This is a genomic window from Vibrio sp. Vb0888, from assembly GCF_033338835.1.
Lineage (GTDB): Bacteria > Pseudomonadota > Gammaproteobacteria > Enterobacterales > Vibrionaceae > Vibrio > Vibrio alginolyticus.
This window is the reverse complement of sequence record NZ_JAWOTL010000004.1, coordinates 161,900-185,665: the sequence shown is the minus strand read 5'-3', so window position 1 is coordinate 185,665 and position 23,766 is coordinate 161,900. Positions and strand designations below refer to the sequence as shown.

Annotated in this window: 20 protein-coding genes; 14 read left to right on the top strand and 6 right to left on the bottom strand. The window is 44.3% G+C overall.

Going from position 1 to position 23,766, the window contains the following annotated elements; translation table 11 throughout:
• The first annotated feature begins 387 nt into the window (after positions 1 to 387).
• Positions 388 to 1,227: a fatty acid metabolism transcriptional regulator FadR gene (gene fadR / locus R7P72_RS08400; protein WP_005380824.1), complete on the top strand. Its 840-nt coding sequence runs from the start codon at positions 388 to 390 to the stop codon at positions 1,225 to 1,227.
• 110 nt (positions 1,228 to 1,337) lie between these two features.
• Here fadR and R7P72_RS08395 read toward each other — a convergent pair whose 3' ends face one another.
• Positions 1,338 to 2,147 carry a hypothetical protein gene (locus tag R7P72_RS08395; protein ID WP_025767216.1) on the bottom strand — a complete coding sequence of 270 codons (810 nt, stop codon included), beginning with the start codon at positions 2,145 to 2,147 and terminating at the stop codon, positions 1,338 to 1,340.
• A gap of 209 nt (positions 2,148 to 2,356) precedes the next feature.
• On the bottom strand, positions 2,357 to 4,432 hold the full coding sequence (metG, locus tag R7P72_RS08390) for a methionine--tRNA ligase (protein WP_005387290.1): 2,076 nt from the start codon (positions 4,430 to 4,432) through the stop codon (positions 2,357 to 2,359).
• 162 nt (positions 4,433 to 4,594) lie between these two features.
• Between metG and apbC the strand changes: the two genes are divergently transcribed.
• From apbC to R7P72_RS08375, 3 genes are all read left to right on the top strand, one after another.
• A complete protein-coding gene (apbC, locus tag R7P72_RS08385; RefSeq protein WP_318110412.1) occupies positions 4,595 to 5,671 on the top strand; it encodes an iron-sulfur cluster carrier protein ApbC in 1,077 nt (358 codons plus the stop codon).
• A 180-nt stretch (positions 5,672 to 5,851) separates the two neighbouring features.
• Complete coding sequence (gene udk / locus R7P72_RS08380) at positions 5,852 to 6,493, top strand: uridine kinase (protein WP_005380833.1); 642 nt, start codon at positions 5,852 to 5,854, stop codon at positions 6,491 to 6,493.
• A 188-nt stretch (positions 6,494 to 6,681) separates the two neighbouring features.
• Positions 6,682 to 8,769, top strand: coding sequence for an AsmA family protein (locus R7P72_RS08375; RefSeq protein WP_062730505.1), 2,088 nt, complete (start codon positions 6,682 to 6,684; stop codon positions 8,767 to 8,769).
• A 62-nt stretch (positions 8,770 to 8,831) separates the two neighbouring features.
• On the opposite strand, the gene cobO is transcribed toward R7P72_RS08375, so the two are convergent.
• Entirely contained in the window at positions 8,832 to 9,437 is a 606-nt protein-coding gene (gene cobO / locus R7P72_RS08370; protein ID WP_005380837.1) for a cob(I)yrinic acid a,c-diamide adenosyltransferase, read from the bottom strand.
• 117 nt (positions 9,438 to 9,554) lie between these two features.
• Here cobO and R7P72_RS08365 point away from each other — a divergent pair, with 117 nt between their 5' ends.
• Positions 9,555 to 10,004 carry a low molecular weight protein-tyrosine-phosphatase gene (locus R7P72_RS08365; RefSeq protein WP_005380839.1) on the top strand — a complete coding sequence of 150 codons (450 nt, stop codon included), beginning with the start codon at positions 9,555 to 9,557 and terminating at the stop codon, positions 10,002 to 10,004.
• Between the two features lie 60 nt (positions 10,005 to 10,064).
• Here R7P72_RS08365 and R7P72_RS08360 read toward each other — a convergent pair whose 3' ends face one another.
• Both R7P72_RS08360 and rne read right to left on the bottom strand, forming a co-directional pair.
• Positions 10,065 to 11,624, bottom strand: coding sequence for a SulP family inorganic anion transporter (locus R7P72_RS08360; RefSeq protein ID WP_213907175.1), 1,560 nt, complete (start codon positions 11,622 to 11,624; stop codon positions 10,065 to 10,067).
• Between the two features lie 332 nt (positions 11,625 to 11,956).
• A complete protein-coding gene (gene rne, locus R7P72_RS08355) occupies positions 11,957 to 15,031 on the bottom strand; it encodes a ribonuclease E (RefSeq protein WP_318110411.1) in 3,075 nt (1,024 codons plus the stop codon).
• Positions 15,032 to 15,670: 639 nt separating this feature from the next.
• On the opposite strand from rne, the gene rluC reads away from it, so the two are divergent.
• The gene (gene rluC, locus R7P72_RS08350) at positions 15,671 to 16,615 is read left to right on the top strand and encodes a 23S rRNA pseudouridine(955/2504/2580) synthase RluC (RefSeq protein WP_021033985.1); all 945 of its coding nucleotides are present in this window, start codon (positions 15,671 to 15,673) and stop codon (positions 16,613 to 16,615) included.
• A 58-nt stretch (positions 16,616 to 16,673) separates the two neighbouring features.
• Here the strand turns inward: rluC and R7P72_RS08345 are convergent, their stop codons facing one another.
• Positions 16,674 to 17,255, bottom strand: a complete 582-nt coding sequence (locus R7P72_RS08345) for a Maf family protein (RefSeq protein WP_054729223.1) — start codon at positions 17,253 to 17,255, stop codon at positions 16,674 to 16,676.
• Positions 17,256 to 17,404: 149 nt separating this feature from the next.
• Here R7P72_RS08345 and yceD point away from each other — a divergent pair, with 149 nt between their 5' ends.
• The 8 genes from yceD to fabF all read left to right on the top strand — a co-directional run bounded on the left by yceD (position 17,405) and on the right by fabF (position 23,754).
• Positions 17,405 to 17,929, top strand: a complete 525-nt coding sequence (gene yceD / locus R7P72_RS08340) for a 23S rRNA accumulation protein YceD (protein WP_005387307.1) — start codon at positions 17,405 to 17,407, stop codon at positions 17,927 to 17,929.
• 59 nt (positions 17,930 to 17,988) lie between these two features.
• Positions 17,989 to 18,159, top strand: a complete 171-nt coding sequence (gene rpmF, locus R7P72_RS08335) for a 50S ribosomal protein L32 (RefSeq protein WP_005396978.1) — start codon at positions 17,989 to 17,991, stop codon at positions 18,157 to 18,159.
• A gap of 10 nt (positions 18,160 to 18,169) precedes the next feature.
• A complete protein-coding gene (gene plsX, locus R7P72_RS08330; RefSeq protein ID WP_017633846.1) occupies positions 18,170 to 19,195 on the top strand; it encodes a phosphate acyltransferase PlsX in 1,026 nt (341 codons plus the stop codon).
• A 5-nt stretch (positions 19,196 to 19,200) separates the two neighbouring features.
• On the top strand, positions 19,201 to 20,151 hold the full coding sequence (locus R7P72_RS08325) for a beta-ketoacyl-ACP synthase III (protein WP_017821385.1): 951 nt from the start codon (positions 19,201 to 19,203) through the stop codon (positions 20,149 to 20,151).
• Between the two features lie 75 nt (positions 20,152 to 20,226).
• Positions 20,227 to 21,150 carry an ACP S-malonyltransferase gene (fabD, locus tag R7P72_RS08320; protein WP_054574794.1) on the top strand — a complete coding sequence of 308 codons (924 nt, stop codon included), beginning with the start codon at positions 20,227 to 20,229 and terminating at the stop codon, positions 21,148 to 21,150.
• Between the two features lie 45 nt (positions 21,151 to 21,195).
• A complete protein-coding gene (gene fabG, locus R7P72_RS08315; protein ID WP_031781117.1) occupies positions 21,196 to 21,930 on the top strand; it encodes a 3-oxoacyl-ACP reductase FabG in 735 nt (244 codons plus the stop codon).
• A 246-nt stretch (positions 21,931 to 22,176) separates the two neighbouring features.
• A complete protein-coding gene (gene acpP, locus R7P72_RS08310) occupies positions 22,177 to 22,410 on the top strand; it encodes an acyl carrier protein (RefSeq protein WP_004406112.1) in 234 nt (77 codons plus the stop codon).
• Between the two features lie 93 nt (positions 22,411 to 22,503).
• The gene (fabF, locus tag R7P72_RS08305) at positions 22,504 to 23,754 is read left to right on the top strand and encodes a beta-ketoacyl-ACP synthase II (protein WP_033905745.1); all 1,251 of its coding nucleotides are present in this window, start codon (positions 22,504 to 22,506) and stop codon (positions 23,752 to 23,754) included.
• Positions 23,755 to 23,766 lie beyond the last annotated feature (12 nt).

Below are 23,766 nucleotides of genomic sequence, written 5' to 3'. Positions count from 1 at the left end.
ATAACGCGATCAAAACGGCGTTACTATACCATGAAAGTATTAAAAAAATCCTCTTGGATTTTAAATGACGGTCAGTGACGAGAAAAGGCAAATTAAGAAAGAATATTAACTGTGATATACAAAGTAATTTTTCATATTTTGAATATAAAAATGTGACACGGTTGTCTTTATTTCTCCGAGATTTGTGAGCTGTTTAATTAAATGAAAATTCATATTTTACTGCTTTCGCTCGCATGTTAGAGCCTCTTAAATTGACACAACATATAGAGTATTAACTCTATGTTATGGAGTCGTTTTCACTATTGATCGTAAATTTTCTCAAACCGCTAAGTAGTGGTATGATGAGTAGTATCGACCCTCAGAAATCAATATTGGATAAAAAGTAGAATGGTCATAAAGGCGAAAAGCCCTGCGGGATTCGCAGAAAAATATATTATCGAGAGCATTTGGAACGGCCGTTTTCCTCCAGGCTCAATTTTACCTGCTGAGCGCGAGCTGTCCGAACTGATTGGTGTTACTCGAACGACTTTAAGAGAGGTTCTTCAACGACTAGCCCGTGATGGATGGCTGACTATCCAGCACGGCAAACCTACGAAAGTTAACCAATTTATGGAGACCTCTGGTCTGCATATTTTGGATACTTTAATGACGCTAGACGTTGATAATGCGACAAACATTGTAGAAGATCTGCTTGCGGCACGTACTAACATCAGTCCTATCTTTATGCGCTATGCATTTAAAGCGAACAAAGAGAGCTCTGAGCGTACAATTAAGAACGTAATCGAATCTTGTGAAGCTTTAATGAATGCGGCTTCCTGGGACGAATTCATCGCTTCCTCGCCGTATGCCGAAAAAGTTCTGCAGAATGTGAAAGAAGATAACGAGAAAGATGAAGCGAAGCGTCAAGAAATCTTGATTGCTAAAACGTTCAACTTTTACGATTATATGCTTTTCCAGCGCCTAGCATTCCATTCAGGAAATCAAATTTACGGTTTGATCTTTAATGGTTTGAAGAAGCTCTACGATCGTGTCGGTAGCTACTACTTCTCAAATCCAGCTTCTCGTGAGCTAGCTCTGAAGTTTTACCATCAATTGCTCGAAACTTGTGAAAGTGGCCAGCGTGAGCAACTACCAGTAGTGATTCGTCATTATGGTATGGAAAGTGCGTTGATCTGGAACGAAATGAAAAAGCAATTACCAACGAACTTCACGGAAGACGACAGCTAAGCGCTGACAAGTTGAATAAACGAAAACCGCAGTGCCTTAGGCCTGCGGTTTTTTTGTTTTTATTTATAAGTCGGCGACGGACCTAGCACCAATAATAAGGCATGGAACGTTTATCCTGCTAGCGAGAGTCTGGGTAACGGTAGATATAATGACTCTACGACATCTGAAAGGACATGGTCGTAAGTATTGAAGATGGTCAATGACAAGTCCGATGTGACGCCATAAAGCTCTGCTTCTGTTAAGTCGACATGACTCCCTGTCACGTATTCATTTAGCGTCTGTATTGAGCGCGTGGAAGCAGGAGAGGTAATGCTAAGTGGAGCGATAACCGCTAGTTGGTTTAGCTTACGCATCATGACCGATGCATAGTTTTTGAAACGCTCATTTCCGCCTTGTTCTCCTAAATCTTGAATGCTGATTCGTAACTGAGTCAGGGTCTCCAAGCTATCCATAATGTTTTGCCAGTTCATGTGATACTCATTATGCAAGTCATCTCTTTGCTCAACCGCTAGCCATGCGATGGTTACTTCATCCATCAAGAACAAGCAATGACGAATCAACTTACCATGCTCCATCTGGTTTCTTGCAACACTATGGTCATCCCATTGTTCAAGTAGTTTCCCTACTTTAATCTGTAATACGCGATACATGGGTTTGTTTTCAAACCGTGAGGTTTCGACTAAAAGATGAAGCTTGTTGGTGAGATCGTTATGAAGGACTTCTAATTCTTGTTCGTTATTTTGTTGAAATTGAAGTGAGTAGTGCGTCGCAGCTCGATGGCGTCTCAGCAGATGAACAACATCTCGCAATAATGTTAACAGCTGATATTTACGCGCGTGTTGCTGCTCTCGTTTAGAAGATAAGTGATATATTCCGGCTAAAATAGCGATAGATAATAATGTGGAAATCAAAACAAACATAACCAACTCCTTGTTAGTGTTTGGACCTAGCAAGGAAGATTGCAGTTTTGATGCCACTAATTAAATTCTATTAAAACAGTAATTTAGGATTGTGATGGGAGAGGTGCTGTACAAGTTTGGTGCACAAATTCCCCAAAAGTGTGAATTCAGTCAAAAAAGTCCCCGCTGAACTGGCGAGGACTTTTTAAATTTGATTGTAAAGCTACAACTTACATTACACGCATCCCTGGTTGAGCGCCTTCGTGTGGCTCAAGGATCCACAGGTCGCTACCACCAGGGCCTGCCGCTAGGATCATACCTTCAGACATACCAAACTTCATCTTACGAGGTTTTAGGTTTGCTACCATTACTGTTAGCTTGCCTTCTAGCTCTTCAGGTTTGTAAGCTGACTTGATGCCAGAGAATACCTGACGAGTTTCACCACCGATGTCCAATTGGAACTTAAGCAGTTTGTTGGCTTTTGGTACTTCTTCACAAGAGATGATGCGAGCGATACGCATATCTACTGCGGCAAAAGCATCGAACTCAATCTCTTCAGCGATTGGTTCTTTGTCTAGCTCGGTTTGGCTAGCCTTGTTCTTTTCCGCTTCAGCTTTCTCTTTCGCCGCCATTTCTGCCGCCGCATCTTCTTTAGACGCTTCGATCATCGCTTCAACATTCTTCGGATCGATACGGTTGAACAGTGCTTTGAACTTAGTGATCTCGTGGCCTGTTAGTGGAGCAGCGATGTTTTCCCAAGTTAGCTCTTGGTTTAGAAACGCTTCAGTACGCGCAGCTAGCGATGGCATTACTGGTTTCAGGTAAGTCATCAGTACGCGGAACAGGTTGATACCGACAGAACAGATGTCTTGTAGTTCCTGATCTTTGCCTTCTTCTTTTGCTACAACCCACGGTGCTTTTTCATCAACGTATTGGTTAGCTTTGTCTGCCAATGCCGTGATTTCACGGATTGCACGACCAAACTCACGCGTTTCGTAAAGCTCAGCGATACGGTCAGCAGCAGCAACAAATTCGTTGTAAAGTTCAGGCTCTGCAAAGTTGTCAGACAGTTTGCCTTCAAAACGTTTCGCGATGAAACCTGCGTTACGAGATGCCAGGTTAACGATCTTGTTAACAACGTCAGCGTTTACGCGCTGAGTGAAGTCTTCAAGGTTAAGATCTAGATCATCGATACGGCTGTTTAGCTTCGCAGCGTAGTAGTAACGTAGACACTCAGGGTCTAGGTGCTCTAGGTAAGTGCTTGCTTTTACGAACGTACCTTTAGACTTCGACATTTTCGCGCCGTTTACGGTTACGTAACCGTGTACGAATACGTTGTTTGGTTTACGGAAGCCGGAACCTTCTAGCATTGCTGGCCAGAATAGGCTGTGGAAGTAAACGATGTCTTTACCGATGAAGTGGTACAGTTCTGCTGAGCTGTCTTTCTTCCAGTACTCGTCGAAATCTAGGTCGTCGCGCTTGTCACATAGGTTTTTGAAAGAGCCCATGTAGCCGATAGGCGCGTCTAGCCATACGTAGAAGAATTTGTTCTTCTCACCAGGGATCTCGAAGCCAAAGTATGGTGCATCACGTGAGATATCCCATTGCTGCAAGCCAGATTCGAACCATTCTTGCATTTTGTTCGCTGTTTCAGCTTGTAGCGAGCCAGAGCGAGTCCACTCTTTTAGCATGCTTTCAAACTGAGGCAGGTCGAAGAAGAAGTGCTCTGAATCTTTCATTACTGGCGTCGCACCAGAAACCGCAGATTTAGGATTGATCAGTTCTGTTGGGCTGTAAGTCTCACCACAGTTGTCACAGTTGTCACCGTACTGGTCTTCAGACTTACATTTTGGACAGGTACCTTTTACGAAACGGTCCGGTAAGAACATCTCTTTTTCTGGATCGAACAGCTGAGAGATAGTGCGGCTAGAGATAAAGCCATTTTTCTTCAACTCAAGATAAATGTGTGACGCTAGCTCACGGTTCTCATCTGAGTGTGTGCTGTGGTAGTTATCAAAGCTGATATCAAATCCAGCGAAGTCTTTTTGGTGCTCTTCGCTAACTGCGGCAATCATTTCTTCAGGAGTAATACCCATCTGTTGCGCTTTAAGCATGATTGGCGTGCCGTGAGCATCGTCAGCACAGATGAAGTTTACAGTGTTGCCGCGTAGGCGTTGGTAACGAACCCAAATGTCCGCTTGGATATGCTCAAGCATATGACCAAGGTGGATCGAACCGTTAGCGTACGGAAGGGCACAAGTTACCAGCATTTTCCTTGACGGAAAGTTTTTTGGATCGTTTGCCATACTTAATATTCGCTTTTCTTGATAGGTATAAATAAATTTTGATGGATAATACTACCCCATGAACTGACTAACTCCAAGGTGTCAAACTGCGGAATGCCTTAGTTTTTTTGGGGTTCTGGTTGAGCCTGGACGGTGGTAGCATGACATCTAAAAGGAGGGCTTATGCATCAGTTCACTTCAAAACAAGATTTTTGTCACTGGTTTAACCAATTCCAACATCCACAGTTGGTGGAAAACTGGGCAGATATTCATGGCGCAATTTCGATTACGACACAGGGTTCTATTGATATAACGTTGTCATTCGCAAGTAATGAGCTTCAAACCGTACTGCATGACTGGATCAAACAGCAGCAAGCCTCGGGTAAAGTATCTGAATTCCCATTTAATATTCGCCTTGGAGTTAAAGCTTTAGAAACTCAAGTGGCTAACTCGGTTAAGGGTGTTAAGAACATCATTGCCGTCAGTTCTGCGAAAGGTGGCGTTGGTAAATCTACTACCGCAGTTAACTTAGCGTTGGCAATTGCTCAATCTGGGGCGAAAGTGGGATTGTTGGATGCAGATATCTATGGTCCGTCTGTACCTATGATGTTGGGGCAAGAAGATGCTAAACCAGAAGTTCGTGATGGCAAGTGGATGGAACCCATTTTTGCTCACGGCATCTATACTCATTCTATCGGTTATTTGGTGGATAAATCAGAAGCGGCGATATGGCGCGGTCCAATGGCTTCAAAAGCGTTGTCGCAGTTATTAACTGAAACAGATTGGCCAGATTTGGATTATTTGGTGATTGATATGCCGCCAGGTACGGGGGATATTCAATTGACGCTGTCACAACAAATTCCGGTAACAGGTAGCGTGTTAGTCACAACACCGCAAGATTTAGCCCTTGCCGATGCAAGGAAGGGAGCGGCAATGTTTAACAAAGTCCATGTCCCGGTTATTGGTGTTGTGGAAAACATGAGTTATCACATTTGTAGTCAATGTGGCGCGAAAGAGCATATTTTTGGTATGGGCGGAGCTGAAAAAATGTCGCAAGAATTTGGCTTAGCATTGTTAGGACAAATTCCGCTTCATATCTCTATGAGAGAAGATATTGACGCTGGCGTGCCAACGGTAGCAAGACGCCCAGAAAGTGAGCATGCAGGGTATTATAAGCAACTTGCCGATCGCGTATGTAGCACGATGTTTTGGCAAGGCAAAGCAAAACCAGATGCGATTAGCTTTACAATGGTGAACTAAGTTTACTATGCCTGTTGGTTGATAATTGCACATTTTAACGTTTGCTCGGAGGTTAATCCTCTGAGCAGGCAGAAACTTATGACTAAACCCTAATTCCAACTAGTAACTATGGGGTGAACTCCCTATAATCAGGCAGTTTATCTTTTTATGTGACTAGAAATCATCATCGGGTGCAAACTAATGTCTGATAATAATCAATGCGTCATCGTAGGTATTGCTGGCGCTTCTGCTTCTGGAAAAAGTCTGATCGCGAGCACTATTTATAATGAGCTTCGCGCGAAAGTAGGCGATCATCAAATCGGTGTCATCACGGAAGATTGCTACTACAACGACCAAAGCCACCTAAGCATGGAAGAGCGAGTAAAGACGAACTACGATCACCCGAGTGCGTTGGACCACGACCTACTGTGTGAGCACCTAGAAAAATTGGTACGTGGTGAAGCAGTAGAAGTGCCTGAGTACAGCTACACTGAGCACACAAGAACAATTAACACCACCACAATGACACCTAAAAAGGTGATCATTCTAGAAGGTATCCTTCTTCTTACAGACCCTCGTCTTCGTGATTTGATGCATGCGACAGTATTTATGGACACACCGTTAGATATTTGCTTGCTTCGCCGTGTTAAGCGTGATGTGGAAGAACGAGGCCGAACTATGGAATCTGTTCTTAAGCAATACCAACAAACAGTACGTCCGATGTTCATGCAGTTTATCGAACCTTCTAAGCAATATGCGGACATTATTGTTCCTCGCGGTGGTAAAAACCGTATCGCAATTGATGTATTAAAAGCTCACATTGCAAGACTTTTGAAAGCTTAAGCCTATAGACGGCTATATCGCTTTATTTTTAGGAGAAGAAGTGGCACCTTAAGTGCCACTTCTTTTTTTGTTTTTAAATTAGTCAGTTGCAGGTTAAAACCAGACACTTTTCACGCTTTTGTGGAACTGTCAGCGGTAAATGGAGTCTGCGCTTATAATTGTAAAAACACTCGAGCAAGGAAAAACAAATGAAGAAACTGCTCTTAATTCTAGCAATACCGATTGTGGTCATTTTGGTCGCAATTTTAGCGTTAACCATCTTCGTCAATCCGAATCAGTTTAAACCCCTTATTGTTGAGCAAGCGCAAAAGCAAACGGGATTAGAGTTGGTGATTGAAGGGGATATCAGTTGGCAATTTTTCCCATCGATTGGCTTTGAGTTGGGACATACAGAATTGCGAAATCCACAAGGCTTTAGTAAACCCAATTTATTCAAAGTTGATACCGTTGGTGTAGACATCTCTGTTATGCCACTTTTTAGTCAACAGCTTGAAATTGGAAACGTCACGCTTGATGGTGCTGAGTTCTACATTGAAACCAAGAAAGATGGCAGCAAGAATATTGATGCATTGACGAAAGCCCAAACACAACAAGCAGAACAAGAGAGCAATGCTGCGCCTACGCAAAATGGTGAAACGCAAACTTCTGGTTCTGATTGGAGTATTAATCTTGCTGGCGTTACGGTTTCTAACGGTTCATTAGAAATGCAGGATAAGCAAGCCGGTAGTTACACCAAACTCTATGATATTTCATTAAACCTTTCCGAATTCGCTTTTGACAACTGGACAACGGCTGATTTTGGCGTGAAGGGCGAAATGAACGACCAAAAGTTCACCGCGAAAGGTCAGGCAGACTTTAAGCTAGAAAAAGGTTTGGCAAACTACGCGCTAAAGAACATCAACTTTGATGCGACATACTCTGACCCTGCCAATAAAATTGAATCGGCAACGATCGGTTTAGACACGTTTGAATTCGATAAAGTAAATAACCTGACTTATGCCATTAAGGGTGACGCTGGTGGTATGAAGTTAGATATGCAGGGTGCTGGTCAACTTAGCGTGGACAAGGCTATCAGCAAAGTACAGTTGGATAAGTTAACTCTTAAATCGACTTTTGAGGGTGATGCTTTACCTCAGTCCCCGATGAAAGTCGACATGGTGTCTGATCTGTCTTTCGACCTAACGAAAAACCATCTGAGTTTTGTTCTAGAGAAGTTAACAGCGAATGCTATCGCCCTAGATGGTAAGGCAGATGTGACACTCGGTGATATTCCTAAAGTACGCTTTGCTCTCCATAGCCCCAATATCGATCTTGATGAGTTCTTAGGGTTAGATAAGCAAGCTGCCGAAGGTAATAAGCCTGCTTCTGGTGGCGAGAGTGCTCCTGCCGGACCTGAGGTTGAGCCTGATTTGTCTGCGTTGAAAGCGTTAGATGTAAAGGGTGACATTACCATCGACAAATTCAAAGCGGCAAATGCGAAGATGGAAGCGGTAAAAACGAGCTTCACTGTAAATCGTGGCGTGTTTGAGCTTACATCTTTTAGTTCGAAGTTGTACCAAGGCTCAATCTCAGCGACAGCGAAGTTAGATGCACGCCAATCACCAGCGACTTACAGCGTTAAAAAGTCAATCAAAGGCGTGAAAGTTCAACCGCTACTTATAGACGTTGCTGAAAACGACAAACTTGAAGGGACAGGTAACATTGATGTGAATGTTACAGGTAAGAGTCTCACGCCTACCGGTATCAAGAAGAATCTATCTGGTACGGTTGTTATCAATTTTGCTGACGGTGCGGTGAATGGCATCAACGTTGCTCAGTTGATTCGTGAAAACTATGCGAAATTTAAAGGGCAAAAAGTTGAAGGCACCAATGAAGCTAAGAAAACAGACTTCAGTGCGATGACGGCGACATTGAAACTCAACAAAGGTGTTGTATCAACGGATAATATGCAAGCTCAGTCTCCATTGTTACGTGTTCGTGGTAAAGGTACCGCAAACTACATCAATGAAACAGTCGACTTTACTATCAGCACGTCAGTTGTAGGTAGCCTAGAAGGCCAGGGCGGTAAAGATATAGATGAGCTGAAAGACATCACGATTCCAATCAATGTGTCTGGTAAGTGGGCAGAACCTAAATTCAAGCTCGTATTCGATGATGTTCTGAAGCAGAAAGCTCAGAAAGAAATCGATCGTGGCGTAGAGAAGCTAACGGACAAAATCAAAGACGAGAAAACCAAAGATGCGGTCGATGGTTTATTGAAGAATCTTTTCAACTAACCGTGCGTGAAAATCAAAAGGGTTGGCATTTTGCCAACCCTTTTTAAATTACTCTGCGAGTGTTACCAATCGACGCCTTTGAGAGCTTTTACGCCAGATTCAAATGCGTGCTTTACATTTTTCACTTCAGAAACGGTATCGGCCATTTCAATCAGGGTTCGATGTGCGCCACGCCCAGTAATAATAACCGACTGCATTTTAGGTCTGTTGCTCAGTGCTTCGACCACTTCGTCTAAGTCGATGTAGCCGTAGCTCACCATATAAGTTAGCTCGTCAAACAAGATGACATCGATAGAGTCGTCTTGCAGCATGCGCTTACATTCTTGCCATACGCCTTGCGCAGCTTCGGTATCAGCGGCTTTGTTTTGAGTTTCCCACGTAAAGCCGGTTGCCATTACTTGGAATTCAACGCCGAGTTTCTCAAGTAGGTTGCGCTCACCGTTGTCCCAAGTACCTTTAATAAACTGCGCGACAGCACAATTCAAACCATGACCCACTGCGCGTGCGATCGTACCGAATCCTGATGTCGATTTACCTTTACCATTTCCGGTAATGATCAGTAGCAGACCTTTTTCCTCTTGAGCAGCAGCGATTTTTGCGTCTACCTGTTCTTTGACTTTTTGTTGGCGAGCTTTATGGCGTGCTTCTTTATTTTCTTCGATAGACATAATACTTCCTCAATTCCTTTTCGTGCTGTGTCCAAGCTAATTTGGGTTCATTGATTTATCTCGCTATGATAGACCAACATATCGTGAAGAAAAACCACCGATAATTCAGGGAATAAAATGAAGAAAATACTTGTTGTTTGTATGGGAAACATTTGTCGGTCACCAACTGGAGAGGCAGTGTTAAGAGCGAAAGCTCAAAAGCTAGGCGTTGAAGTAGAGGTTGATTCGGCAGGTACAATTGGCTACCACGCAGGAAACCGACCGGATTCAAGAGCGATGGCAGCAGGAAAGCAGCGAGGTTATTCTTTTAAAGGAATGCAAGCGCGCCGAGTCACCATTGATGACTTTGAAAAGTTTGACCTTATATTAGCCGCAGATAAAGCAAATTTGGCCGATTTATTGGATATCTGTCCGTTGAAGTATCGACACAAAGTATCGTTATTTTTAAGTCATTCTGGGTCAGGTTACGACGAAGTCCCTGACCCATATTATGGTGGGGAAGATGGCTTTGAACTGGTGCTTGATTTAATCGAAGAGGCATCAGACGCAATTTTGAAGAAGCTATAATCGCCGTGCTTGAAGACAATAGAAAAAGGGATGAGCTCAGCTCATCCCTTTTTATTCGTGTTAACCCGCTAGTATGTCGGTTGCGACTTTGTAGCTTGGGTCTTCCTTCACGTTAATTTCAACCAAGCTGCCAGCTTTGTCCAAAAGTTTACGACAATCTGGGCTTAGGTGACGAAGGTGCAGCGTTTTACCTTGAGCATTGTAACGCTCAGCCAGTGTTTCAATGGCTTCAATTGCAGAGTGATCTGTCACGCGAGAGTCTGCAAAATCGACAATCACATCTTTTGGATCTTCAGGCGCGTTAAACAACTCCAGGAAGTTAGCCGCAGAGCCAAAGAAAATAGGGCCGTGAATCTTGTACTCTTTTGAACCTTCCTCGTTTAAGCACGTGTCGGCATAGATGTGCTTAGCGTGTTGCCATGCAAACATTAATGCAGAAACGATAACACCAACCGCTACGGCAACAGCAAGGTCAGTAAGAACAGTAACAACGGTCACAAGAACAATAACGAAGAAGTCTTGCTTCGGTACGCGGCGTGCTAGCTTAAATGTTGCCCATTCGAATGTACCAATGACAACCATGAACATCACACCAACCAGAGCAGCGAGTGGGATCATTTCAATTAGCGAAGAAGCGAATAAGATAAACATCAATAGAGCGATAGCCGCAACGATACCAGATAGACGGCCGCGACCACCTGAGTTTACGTTGATCATCGACTGACCAATCATCGCACAACCACCCATTGCGCCAAACACAGAACACGTCATGTTTGCCATACCTTGACCGATACATTCGCGGTTAGATTGACCACGAGTATTCGTCATCTCATCTAAAACTGTCAGTGTTAGTAGAGATTCAATTAGACCAATGGCCGCGAGAATGATCGCGTATGGAAGAATGATTTGTAGTGTCTCTAGTGTAAATGGTACCGCAGGAATAGAGAAGGTTGGTAGTGAACCTGCGAGTGTTGCAGCTTCATCACCAGACATTGTACGCAGGAAGTCAACAACAGTGCGAGTTTCCAGATCCAAGCCAACCACTAAAGCCGTCACCGTTACGATCGCAACAAGTGAAGAGGGTACAGCTGTTGTGATTTTTGGTAGAAAGTGAATGATTGCCATAGTCAGCGCAACCAAACCAAGCATTAGCAGCATCTGGTCTTGTGGTAGCCAAGTAAGCATGTCGTTGATGTCTGGCGCTTTAAACTGACCCAACTGAGCTAGGAAGATAACAATAGCCAGACCGTTCACAAAACCGATCATCACAGGGTGAGGTACGATACGGATGAACTTACCCAATTTAAACATACCAGCGGCAATTTGAAGAATACCAGCGAGCATGATGGCTGCGAATAGGTACTGGACACCGTGAGTCGCGACAAGCGAAACCATTACGACTGCCATGGCACCTGTTGCACCAGAAATCATGCCAGGACGACCACCGAAAATGGAAGTAATAAGACCAACGATGAATGCAGCGTAAAGACCGACCATCGGATCTACGCCTGCGACGAACGCAAATGCGACAGCTTCAGGAACCAATGCTAGCGCAACGGTTAAGCCTGATAGCACATCATTTTTTACGGAGTGCTTAGAAAATTGGGGAAATTCGAACATGTTTGTTTTTAAGTTCTCTTTGCAATGAGTTAAACCCGACACATATTCGTATTTGCACAAGCCACTGGAAGGTTGATTTTTAATCAAACATTGCAGTGTAAACCGTAGTATTAAAAGAGCAGCATCAGAATGGTGTCGAAAACTTGAGTCGGCGCATGCTACCGAAAAGTGTGATTAAGTTCAAGAATGATACGAATAATGGCGTACAAATGTGATCACGAATTGGTATTTATATGAACAATTTATTGGGCAAATATGAAGATAAAAAAGGCTACCAGATGGTAGCCTTTAATTTATTTATGCCGTTAAGCAGTTGAACGTAATGATTTAGCCTAGTTAAAGTTAGGCTTTGTCATCTCTGCCGATGCACGGTTTTTAGCCACTTGGCTACCTGCACCTTTAGCTTGGTAACGTTCGGTTTTGAACGGCGCTGCTGCAACCGTGATTTCGCGTAGCTCTTGAGGGCCAGGTGCTTTCGTCATCGGTGCGCTAGCGTTTAGCTTAGCAGCAACTTTAATGGCTTCGACTTTAGGCTCTGGTTTATCTACTGGCGCTTCGGCTACAATCTCTTTTGCTGCTTCAACGATAGGCTCTTCAGTAGGTGCCGTTTCTACAATGGCATCAACCGGTTCAGCATGTTCAGTTACAGGAGTTTCAACGATAGGCTCTACCGATGCTGTTTCTACTACTGCCGATTCAGCTTTTTCTGCGATTACTGTTTCAACAACAGGTGCTTCTACTACTGGAGCTTCCACTTTCGCTTCAACGGTTTCTTGAACCTTGTGTTCAACAACTGGCGCATCTGTTACGACAGGTTGCTCGCGACGAATAATCACTTTACCCATTGCCATTTCTGGACACGCAAAGCCACCTTGGATTGTAGGTACTGCTGCTACAGCTTCTTCCTTAACTCGCTCTTCCTTCTTAGGTGCTGGTTTCGGAATGTAACGTGGCATTACTTTACCCATAGCCATTTCAGGAGAAGCGACACCTCCCTTACGTAGGCGGAACGGGTTAGGGCGGCGATCACGGCCACGGCGACGACGCTGGCCGCTTGCACGCAGGTGACGTGGCGAACGACGATTACGACGTTGCTTAAACTCTGCTTGCTTGTTGTCTTGCTGTGCCTCTACCGCTGCTTCTGTTGGCTTTTCAACTTTAGCTTCAACCGTTTCTTGAGTCTTAACCGCTGTTTCTTCGGCTTTCTTCTCAATAGCTTCTTGGTCCTTAACGCGTACAGACTTGTTCAATTTGCGACGTTGGCGGCGCTCTTTCACTTTTTCTGCTTTCGCATTTTGCTGCTTCGGTTTGCTCTCTTCTGGTTTTGTTTCAGTACGAGCTTCCGCTGCTAGCTGCAGACCTTTTTCCGCTACTTTTGCGTTTGCTTTCTGCTCTTGGGCTTTATCTGCCTGTTGAGCTTTAGGTTTACGCTTTTGGTTACGGTTTTGCGGTTTATTTGTTTGTTGTTGAGCTTCGTTTTGCTCATTAGCCTGCTCATCACGAGGCTTACGACGACGTCGGTTATCGCGATTGTCGCGGTTATCACGATTATCACGCTGGTTGTTATTGCGACGACGATCGTTGCGATCACGTTTGTTACGTCGATTATCGCGATTTGGTTTTTTCTCTTCCTGAGGTTTCTGTTCTTCTTTTGTTTCTTCAGAACCACCGAATAGGAAGCTACCAAGTGCTTTAAACAGACGGCTGAACAATCCAGGTTTCTCTTCTTGTTCAACGTTTTGTTCTTTCTTCTTCGCCTCAGGAGCTGGTTTAGCTGCTGGTGCAGGTGCGGTTTGAGACGGAGCCGCAAAGCCTTTAAGAACTGGCTCTTCAATTCGTTTTGGTTTTACGTCAACTTCCGCTGGCTCTTTACCTTCCGCTTCTTTCATTGCTTCCAGTTTTTTAGGAAGTAGGTAAGAAATCAGATCGAACTCTTCACCTTCACGAACACGGATAACTTCGAAGTGCGGCGTTTCCATGTCAGAGTTTGGAACAACCGTAATCTTCACTTCTTGAATGCGTTCGATATGGTTAACTGAACGACGTTTTTCGTTCAACAAGTAAGAAGCGATTGGCACAGGTACAACTGCGAGAACTTGCGCTGTATTGTCTTTCAGTGCTTCCTCTTCGATTAAACGAAGTACAGAAAGTGCTAGAGATTCGTTGTCGCGAACGACTCCAGTACCGCTACAGCGAGGACAGATGTGGTGGCTTGCTTCTGCTAGAGAAGGGCTTAAACGTTGACGTGACATCTCCAACAAACCAAAGCGAGAAATACGACCGATTTGTACACGAGCGCGATCAAGACGAACGGCTTCACGTAGACGGTTTTCTACTTCTCGTTGGTGGCGAACAGGTGTCATATCGATAAAGTCGATAACCACTAAGCCACCCAAGTCACGTAGACGTAACTGGCGAGCAATTTCGTCGGCTGCTTCTAGGTTCGTGTTTAGGGCTGTTTCTTCAATATCACCGCCCTTGGTTGCACGAGCAGAGTTGATATCGATAGACGTTAGTGCTTCAGTCGGGTCAATAACAATAGAACCGCCAGATGGCAGACGCACTTCACGTTGGAAAGCCGATTCAATTTGGCTTTCGATTTGGTAGTGGCTGAATAGTGGAACTTCGCCTTCATATTTCTTAACGCGGTTAAGGAAATCAGGGCGCACCAATTGAATGTGCTCTTTTGCACGTTCGTAGATGGTGTTGCTATCAATTAAGATTTCGCCAATATCACGACGCAAATAGTCACGGATTGCACGAACGATAACGTTACTTTCTTGGTGGATTAAGAATGGAGCAGGGTTAGAGTCCGCTGCACCTTTGATTGCACCCCAGTGGTTAAGTAGTACATTCAAATCCCACTCAAGTTCTTCAGCACTCTTGCCAACGCCAGCAGTACGTACGATTAGGCCCATGCCCTGAGGCAGTTCCAAAGTACTTAATGCGGCTTTTAGTTGAGTACGCTCGTCACCTTCGATTCGACGAGAAATACCGCCAGCACGAGGGTTGTTAGGCATCAGAACAAGGTAACTACCAGCAAGAGAAATGAAAGTAGTAAGAGCAGCGCCCTTGCTTCCACGTTCTTCTTTTTCCACTTGAACGATAACTTCTTGGCCTTCCGTTAGCACTTCTTTGATGCTTGGACGACCTTGGTAGGTGTAACCTTCAGGGAAATATTCGCGGGCAATTTCTTTGAGAGGGAGGAAACCGTGACGCTCGGCGCCGTAATCAACAAATGCGGCTTCTAAGCTTGGTTCGATACGTGTGATACGTCCTTTGTAGATATTCGCTTTTTTAGATTCATGTCCTGGACTCTCGATATCAAGATCGAAAAGTCGCTGGCCATCAACCAGAGCGACACGCAACTCTTCTTTTTGAGTTGCGTTAATTAACATTCTTTTCATTGAAAATTCTCGTTGTCTTTTCTTTTATATCTTTCTTGTCGACTTGCCACTGTTTTTTCGCTCTTTCACGGTGCCTGATCCCATGGCTTGTATTTTGCAGCCTCCCGGCTGGAAGGGGATGCTCTCGGGCACTTCAGTCATCACAAGCCTCTTGTGGTTTCTGTTGGAAACGTAGACTTGTGACCCGCTATTTGGGCGGTAGGTACTCAACGTGAATATGCGAGGAGTAGGGTGGCAAGAGTGTTGAATTCGATGTGTCTCACGCCAATGCTGCACTCGACCTTCAACGATCTACTCACATTGCTTGAGGATAAATGATTGGTAATGAATAAAATGTAACCAAACCTTCCTTAGCAGCTGTGAACTATAGCAGTGCACGTGGCTATCAGCAATCTGCTTTCACGCAAACGATAGAAAATTTGCCGCTAAACTCAAAATTTCTATTTTATAACTGGCTGTTTCATAAGCAGTTGAGATGTACAAACTGTTCAAGACAGAAAACAAATTGAGAACTTGATTGAGAGTTTTAATAATTTAAACAAAAGCTTGGCGAAATTTAGACTAGTATGTGCCACCGAGTGTTTCTTTTACGACAAGAATAATGTGAAGTCGCACGAAATTGAGTTTACAATACGGCTCATGAACGAAATAAGAACAAAAGTCCAGTTCGTCGACATTGACGAAGATATGGCGGGTCAGCGCATTGATAATTTTTTGCGCAACCAATTAAAAGACATTCCTAAAAGCATGATTTACCGAATTGTGCGTAAGGGCGAAGTGCGCGTAAATAAAAAGCGTATAAAAGCAGAGTACAAGTTAAAAGCAGGCGATCTCGTTCGTATTCCACCGGTTACCGTCGAGAAAAAAGATGACGATGTCGCACCAAGTACGAAACTTAACAAAGTCGCTGAGTTGGAAAATATGATTATCTTCGAAGATGATCATATGTTGATTCTAAACAAACCATCTGGCACCGCTGTGCATGGTGGCAGTGGTTTAAAGTTTGGTGCGATTGAAGCGCTTAGGGCTCTGCGACCTCAAGCTCGCTTTCTTGAACTTGTGCATCGTATTGACCGTGATACTTCAGGGATTTTGCTGGTTGCTAAGAAGCGTTCTGCACTTCGTCACTTGCAAGCCCAGTTTCGTGAAAAGACAGTAAAGAAGTTTTACTTAGCTCTTGTCATGGGGCAATGGAAAAGCAGTTGTAAGGTTGTGAACGCGCCACTGCTCAAAAACGAAGTGAACAGTATTGTTCGTGTTAACCCTAATGGTAAGCCGTCAGAAACGCGTTTTAAGATTTTGGAAAAGTTCGAACAAGCTACATTGATTCAGGCGAGTCCGATTACTGGTCGAACTCACCAAATCCGAGTTCATACGCAATACACTGGTCACCCAATCGCTTGGGATGATCGCTACGGTGATCGTCGCTTTGATGCTTATACAGGTCAAGTTGGTTTAGATCGTTTGTTCCTACACGCGGCAAACATCAAGTTCCAACACCCATCAAATGATGAGTGGATGGAAATCAACGCACCGATGGAACCGAAACTAGAAAAAGTGTTGGCGGGTTTAAGAAACGCGTAACCATGTTTTCCTCGCGGATGCAAAAGGGAGCCTGTGGCTCCCTTTTATCGTATTTGGGTTAAAGGACATCGAGTCCTTGAACATGCAACATATCAATCAAATCAATCAATGGTAGTCCGACAAGTGTGTTCGGGTCTTTACCAACTAATTTCGTAAACAAACAAATTCCCATGCCTTCGCTTTTAAAGCTGCCTGCGCAGTAAAAAGGTTCTTCCCTGTCGACGTAGCGTTCGATTTGTTCAAGCGTTAAATCTCTAAAGTGCACCTCGAAAGAATCAAAGCCGACTTCTGTATGGTTTGTGACGGTGTTATGTACCGCAAGACCAGTATAGAAAGTGATGACTTTTCCACTTTGAGCCAAAAGTTGATTTATCGCGTTATCTCTATTTAAAGGCTTGCCAACGATTTCACCATTAATGACACAAACTTGGTCACTGCCGATAACTAAACTTGCTTTATCCGTCTGGCAAGATATTGCTTTCTCTTGGGCCAGTCTCTGCACAAGTTCAGTTGGCGTTTCTTGGTCAAAAGGTGTTTCATCGCAATCAGGTGGTAAACAAACGAATGGTAGTGAGAGCTTTTCAAGCAGTTGTTTACGAAAAGGGGAAGTTGAGGCTAAAACCAGTTGGTAATTTTTCATTTTGAATTACAATTCGTGGGAGCATTTCCAATAGGATAATCGATCAAAAATGATTCTGGCTAATGCTCTGTATGTTAAGCGTAAAAAAGTACAACTTTTTTGCCTTTTTCTTTGACTAATTTTGATTTGGAAGATAATATTCGCGCCCTATGCAAAAGGTAAAAATACCGCGAACGGTTGACCCAGCTAAAGCTGCACAGAAACGATTGGATTACGATGGCATCATCCAAGCTAGTCTTTTCAAGCGCTTAGTGGAAACAACTGAAGGCGTAAAACGCGACGCAGAAGTCTCATTGTCATTTGGGATGGATGAACAGCGACTCGTTGTTATCTCTGGTAAAGCTAACATCGAAGTCGATTTAGAGTGTCAGCGTTGTAATGAGGTATTCGCACATGAGTGCGAAGTTGAATTCCTTTCTACTCCTTACTACGGTGAGAAAACAGAACAGGAAGCACCAGAAATTTATGATTTGGTAGATCTAAATGAATATGGTGAATTAGACCTCATACAACTTGTTGAAGACGAGTTCATCTTAGCATTACCTCAAATTGCGATGCACGATGAAGCGGATTGTAGCGTTGATTCAAATAACATGGTTTTTGGTGAGATTCCTGAAGAAATTGAGGAAGAAAAACCGAATCCATTCGACGTTTTGAAAAGTCTGAAAAAGTAATAGGTGTGGTAGCCGATTCTTCTTCAGGTTTTTAACCCAATAGTATAGGAGTAGGGTCAATGGCCGTACAGAAAAACCGTAAAACTCGTTCTAAGCGCGGTATGCGTCGTTCACACGATGCGCTAACTACAGCTGCTCTATCTGTAGACGCGACTTCTGGTGAAACTCACCTACGCCACAATGTAACTGCTGAAGGTTACTACCGTGGTCAAAAGGTTATCAACAAGTAAGGTTGAACCTTTGCAAAGTATTACCGTTGCACTTGATGCAATGGGCGGGGATTTCGGTCCACGCGTAACAGTGCCTGCCGCCGTGCAGGCACTGTCTCATTTCCCAGAGCTAAAAGTGATTCTTATTGGTGATCAATCTCTGATCACGTCTCAATTATCTCAACTCGGTACCTCGACCAGTTCCCGCTTGACTATTCTTCACAGCGAGAAAGTTATCTCGAACTCAGAAAAACCTTCATTGGCGTTACGTAATAGCCAAAATAGTTCTATGCGTATGGCTATCGATTTGGTTTCTGAGCAGAAAGCGGATGCTTGTGTTAGTGGTGGCAACACCGGTGCATTAATGGCACTATCGCGTTTCATTCTTAAGTTACTTCCTGGCATTGAACGTCCTGCTTTAGTTTCCGCTTTACCGACGATTACCGGAAAGCGCACTTGGATGCTAGATCTGGGGGCGAATGTATCGTGCGATGCTGATAGCTTGTTCCAATTTGCTGTAATGGGCAGTGCATTAGCTGAAGAACACTTGGGTCGTCCTCCTCGCGTTGCTGTACTCAATATTGGCGCAGAAGAGATTAAAGGTAACGATTTAGTCAAACGTTGCGCAGAAATGCTTTCTCAGACCGATGCGATTAACTTTGTCGGTTATATTGAAGGTAATCAAATTTTGCATGATGTTGCTGACGTCATTGTTTGTGATGGATTTGTCGGCAACGTATGCTTAAAAGCCAGTGAGGGAACAGCTCAACTTTTTATCGAAAAAATTAAAACCAGCATAATGGCATCAACGATAAAGGGTTGGATAGCTAGAAAGTTGTTTTCTAGGCTGTTTAATGAACTAAAAACACTGAACCCCGACCAGTATAACGGCGCAAGTTTGCTAGGATTGCGCGGCATTGTCATAAAAAGCCATGGAAGTGCGGATGTATCTGCGATTGTCAATGCACTTGGCGAGGCAGTACACGAGGTCAAACGACAAGTACCAAGCCGTATTAGCGATCGTTTGGAAGCGGTTTTACTCGAGAGGCATTATTAGTCTTCATGTATAGCAAAATTTTAGGTACTGGCAGCTACCTGCCATCTCAGGTGCGTACAAACGCAGATCTAGAGAAAATGGTAGATACAAGTGATGAGTGGATCGTTGCTCGCACGGGTATTAAAGAGCGTCGAATTGCTGCAGAAAACGAAACTGTAGCAGACATGGCATTCTACGCAGCTGAAAACGCTATCGATATGGCGGGTATTGATAAAAACGATATCGACCTGATTATCGTAGCCACAACGAGCAGTAGCCATACTTTCCCTTCATCTGCGTGTCAGGTGCAGGCAAAGCTTGGCATTAAAGGTTGTCCAGCTTTTGACTTAGCCGCTGCTTGTTCTGGTTTTGTGTACGCATTATCTGTTGCAGACCAACATATCAAATCTGGTATGTGCAAAAACGTACTTGTGATTGGTTCAGATGCTTTGTCTAAAACGTGTGATCCGACAGACCGTTCAACCATCATCCTATTTGGTGATGGTGCCGGAGCCGTTGTCGTAGGCGCTAGCCAAGAGCCTGGCATTATCTCTACCCACATATACTCGGATGGTCAATTCGGAGAGCTTCTAAGCCTACCTGTACCTGTGCGGGGGCAAGATGCGGATAAATGGCTTCATATGGCTGGGAACGAAGTATTCAAAGTCGCTGTCACTCAGCTATCGAAACTAGTAAAAGATACGCTTGAAGCCAACAACATGCATAAGTCTGAACTAGACTGGCTAGTGCCGCACCAAGCGAACTACCGCATTATTTCAGCGACAGCGAAGAAACTTTCGATGTCACTAGACCAAGTCGTGATTACACTTGATAAACACGGCAACACATCAGCTGCGACTGTGCCAACAGCACTAGATGAAGCGGTACGTGATGGTCGTATTAAACGCGGTCAAACTCTGCTTCTTGAAGCGTTTGGCGGCGGATTCACTTGGGGCTCGGCCCTTGTGAAGTTCTAAGTTTCACAAGAATTCAAAATTTAAGGTGCACTTGGTGCATCTTATTTCTTTTTACTTTGCTTAAAGGAAAACAACATGAGCAAGTTTGCTATCGTATTTCCAGGTCAAGGTTCTCAAGCTGTAGGTATGCTTGCAGAACTAGGCGAACAATATGACGTAGTAAAACAAACATTTGCAGAAGCATCTGACGCACTAGGTTACGATCTATGGGCGCTTGTTCAAAATGGACCTGCAGAAGATTTAAACGAGACTTTCCGTACTCAACCAGCTTTGCTAGCTTCATCTGTTGCAATCTGGCGTGTATGGCAGGAACTTGGCTTAGAGCAACCAGCAAACCTAGCCGGTCACAGCCTAGGTGAGTACTCAGCACTTGTATGTGCGGGTGTTATTGACTTTAAAGAAGCCATCAAGCTGGTTGAATTACGTGGTCAACTTATGCAAGAAGCAGTACCAGCTGGTACTGGCGCAATGTACGCGATTATCGGTTTGGCTGATGATGCGATTGCAAAAGCGTGTGAAGACGCAGCGCAAGGCGAAGTGGTCTCTCCAGTAAACTTTAACTCGCCTGGTCAAGTCGTTATCGCTGGTAGCAAAGACGCAGTAGAGCGAGCTGGTGCGCTATGTAAAGAAGCTGGTGCGAAGCGTGCGCTTCCTCTTCCTGTTTCAGTACCTTCACACTGTGCACTTATGAAGCCAGCAGCGGAAAAACTTGCTGTAGCTCTTGAGTCTATCGAATTTAACTCACCACAGCTGCCAGTTATCAACAACGTTGATGTGATTGCTGAGACAGATCCTGCAAAAATCAAAGATGCGCTTGTTCGTCAGCTACATAGCCCAGTTCGTTGGACTGAAACAGTTGAACTGATGCACGAACAAGGCGTAGAAAATCTTCTTGAGCTTGGTCCTGGTAAAGTTTTAACAGGTCTAACAAAACGTATCGTGAAAACGCTAACTGCAGCAGCAGTGAATGATATCGCATCGCTAGACGCTGCGAAGTAATCCATCAAGCGATAAATTTGCGATAAGAAAAGGAAACACAACATGATGAATCTAGAAGGTAAGATCGCGCTAGTTACCGGCGCAAGCCGTGGTATTGGCCGCGCGATCGCGGAACTTCTTGTCGAGCGAGGTGCTACGGTTATCGGTACTGCTACTTCTGAAAGTGGTGCGGCTGCTATCAGCGAGTATCTTGGTGATAACGGTAAAGGCTTAGCGCTTAACGTGACTGATGTCGAGTCTATCGAAGCGACATTAAAAACGATCAACGAAGAATTTGGTGTGATCGATATTCTGGTGAATAACGCTGGTATTACTCGTGACAACCTATTGATGCGCATGAAAGATGATGAGTGGAACGACATCATCGATACCAACCTAACGCCTATCTACCGCATGTCTAAAGCGGTTTTACGCGGTATGATGAAAAAACGTGCGGGTCGTATCATCAACGTAGGCTCTGTTGTTGGTACCATGGGTAATGCTGGTCAAACTAACTACGCAGCAGCGAAAGCGGGCGTGATTGGTTTTACTAAATCAATGGCTCGTGAAGTTGCGTCTCGTGGTGTAACAGTGAACACTGTTGCTCCTGGTTTCATCGAAACTGACATGACTAAGGCGCTAAATGATGACCAACGTGCGGCAACTTTGTCGAACGTGCCAGCAGGTCGTTTAGGTGACCCACGTGAAATTGCATCAGCAGTAGTTTTCCTTGCTTCTCCTGAAGCAGCGTACATTACTGGTGAAACTTTGCATGTAAATGGTGGCATGTACATGGTTTAATGCGACAGTTTATGCAAAATAAGCTATTTTACATTGTGAAAAATAGCCTATAGTTGCAGTTAACTGTCATGAACTTGTCATGCTTATGCGCAAGATTTGTGCATGATTTAAGTCAAAAATGTATTGAAATTCGGTTAAATTCGCTAATTTTGTGGTTTGACCAGCAAGGACCCCCTTGCAACTTTCAATAGTTCGAATAAACTACGGAATCATCGCATTAGGCGAAATCTGTAAAGGAAAAGAAAAATGAGCAACATCGAAGAACGCGTAAAGAAAATCATTGTTGAACAGCTAGGTGTAGACGAAGCAGAAGTTAAAAACGAAGCTTCTTTCGTTGACGATCTAGGTGCTGATTCTCTAGACACTGTAGAACTAGTTATGGCTCTAGAAGAGGAATTCGACACTGAGATTCCTGACGAAGAAGCTGAGAAGATCACTACTGTTCAAGCTGCAATCGACTACGTAAACAGCGCTCAGTAATTAGCTCTCCCAGGCGGTCTCCTAGACCGCCTGTGTTCTTTCTAACTTCTTCTATCCTCTCATAGAAATATTCAATTCCCGGAGAATTATATCGTGTCCAAGCGTCGTGTAGTTGTCACTGGCATGGGTATGTTGTCACCGGTAGGCAACACAGTAGAATCATCTTGGAAAGCCCTGCTAGAAGGTCAAAGTGGTATCGTAAATATCGAGCACTTTGATACTACGAACTTCTCAACTCGTTTTGCAGGTCTTGTTAAAGATTTCGATTGCACAGAGTACATGTCTAAAAAAGATGCTCGTAAGATGGACCTTTTCATCCAGTACGGCATTGCAGCGGGTATTCAAGCTCTTGATAACTCTGGCTTACAAATTACCGAAGAAAATGCGGCTCGAGTTGGTGTTGCTATCGGCTCAGGCATTGGCGGTCTTGACCTTATCGAAACTGGCCATACTGCATTAGTAGACAAAGGCCCTCGCAAAGTTAGCCCATTTTTTGTTCCTTCGACCATTGTAAACATGGTTGCAGGTAACCTATCTATCATGCGTGGTCTTCGTGGTCCAAATATCGCGATTTCTACCGCATGTACTACTGGCCTGCATAATATCGGCCATGCAGCACGTATGATTGCCTACGGCGATGCAGATGCGATGGTTGCTGGTGGTGCAGAAAAAGCTTCTACGCCTCTTGGCATGGCTGGCTTCGGTGCAGCTAAAGCGCTATCTACTCGTAATGACGAGCCTCAAAAAGCGTCTCGCCCATGGGATAAAGGACGTGATGGTTTTGTTCTAGGTGATGGTGCTGGCATGATGGTGCTTGAAGAGTACGAACACGCAAAAGCACGTGGCGCGAAGATTTACGCAGAACTGGTTGGTTTTGGTATGTCTGGTGATGCTTACCACATGACATCTCCAAGCGAAGACGGCTCTGGTGGTGCACTTGCGATGGAAGCGGCGATGCGTGACGCTAACATCACAGGTACTCAAGTAGGTTATGTGAATGCTCACGGTACTTCTACTCCAGCTGGTGATGTTGCAGAAATCAAGGGCGTGAAACGTGCTCTTGGTGAAGAAGGTGCGAAGCAAGTTCTTGTGTCTTCAACTAAGTCGATGACGGGTCACCTATTAGGTGCTGCTGGCTCTGTTGAAGCAATTATCACGGTTATGTCTTTGGTTGACCAAATTGTTCCGCCAACCATTAACCTTGATGATCCAGAAGAAGGTCTAGACATCGACCTTGTGCCGCATACAGCGCGCAAAGTTGAAGGTATGGAGTACGCTATCTGTAACTCGTTTGGCTTTGGTGGTACAAACGGTTCTTTGATCTTCAAGAAGTTCGCTGAGTAACACTATCTAACC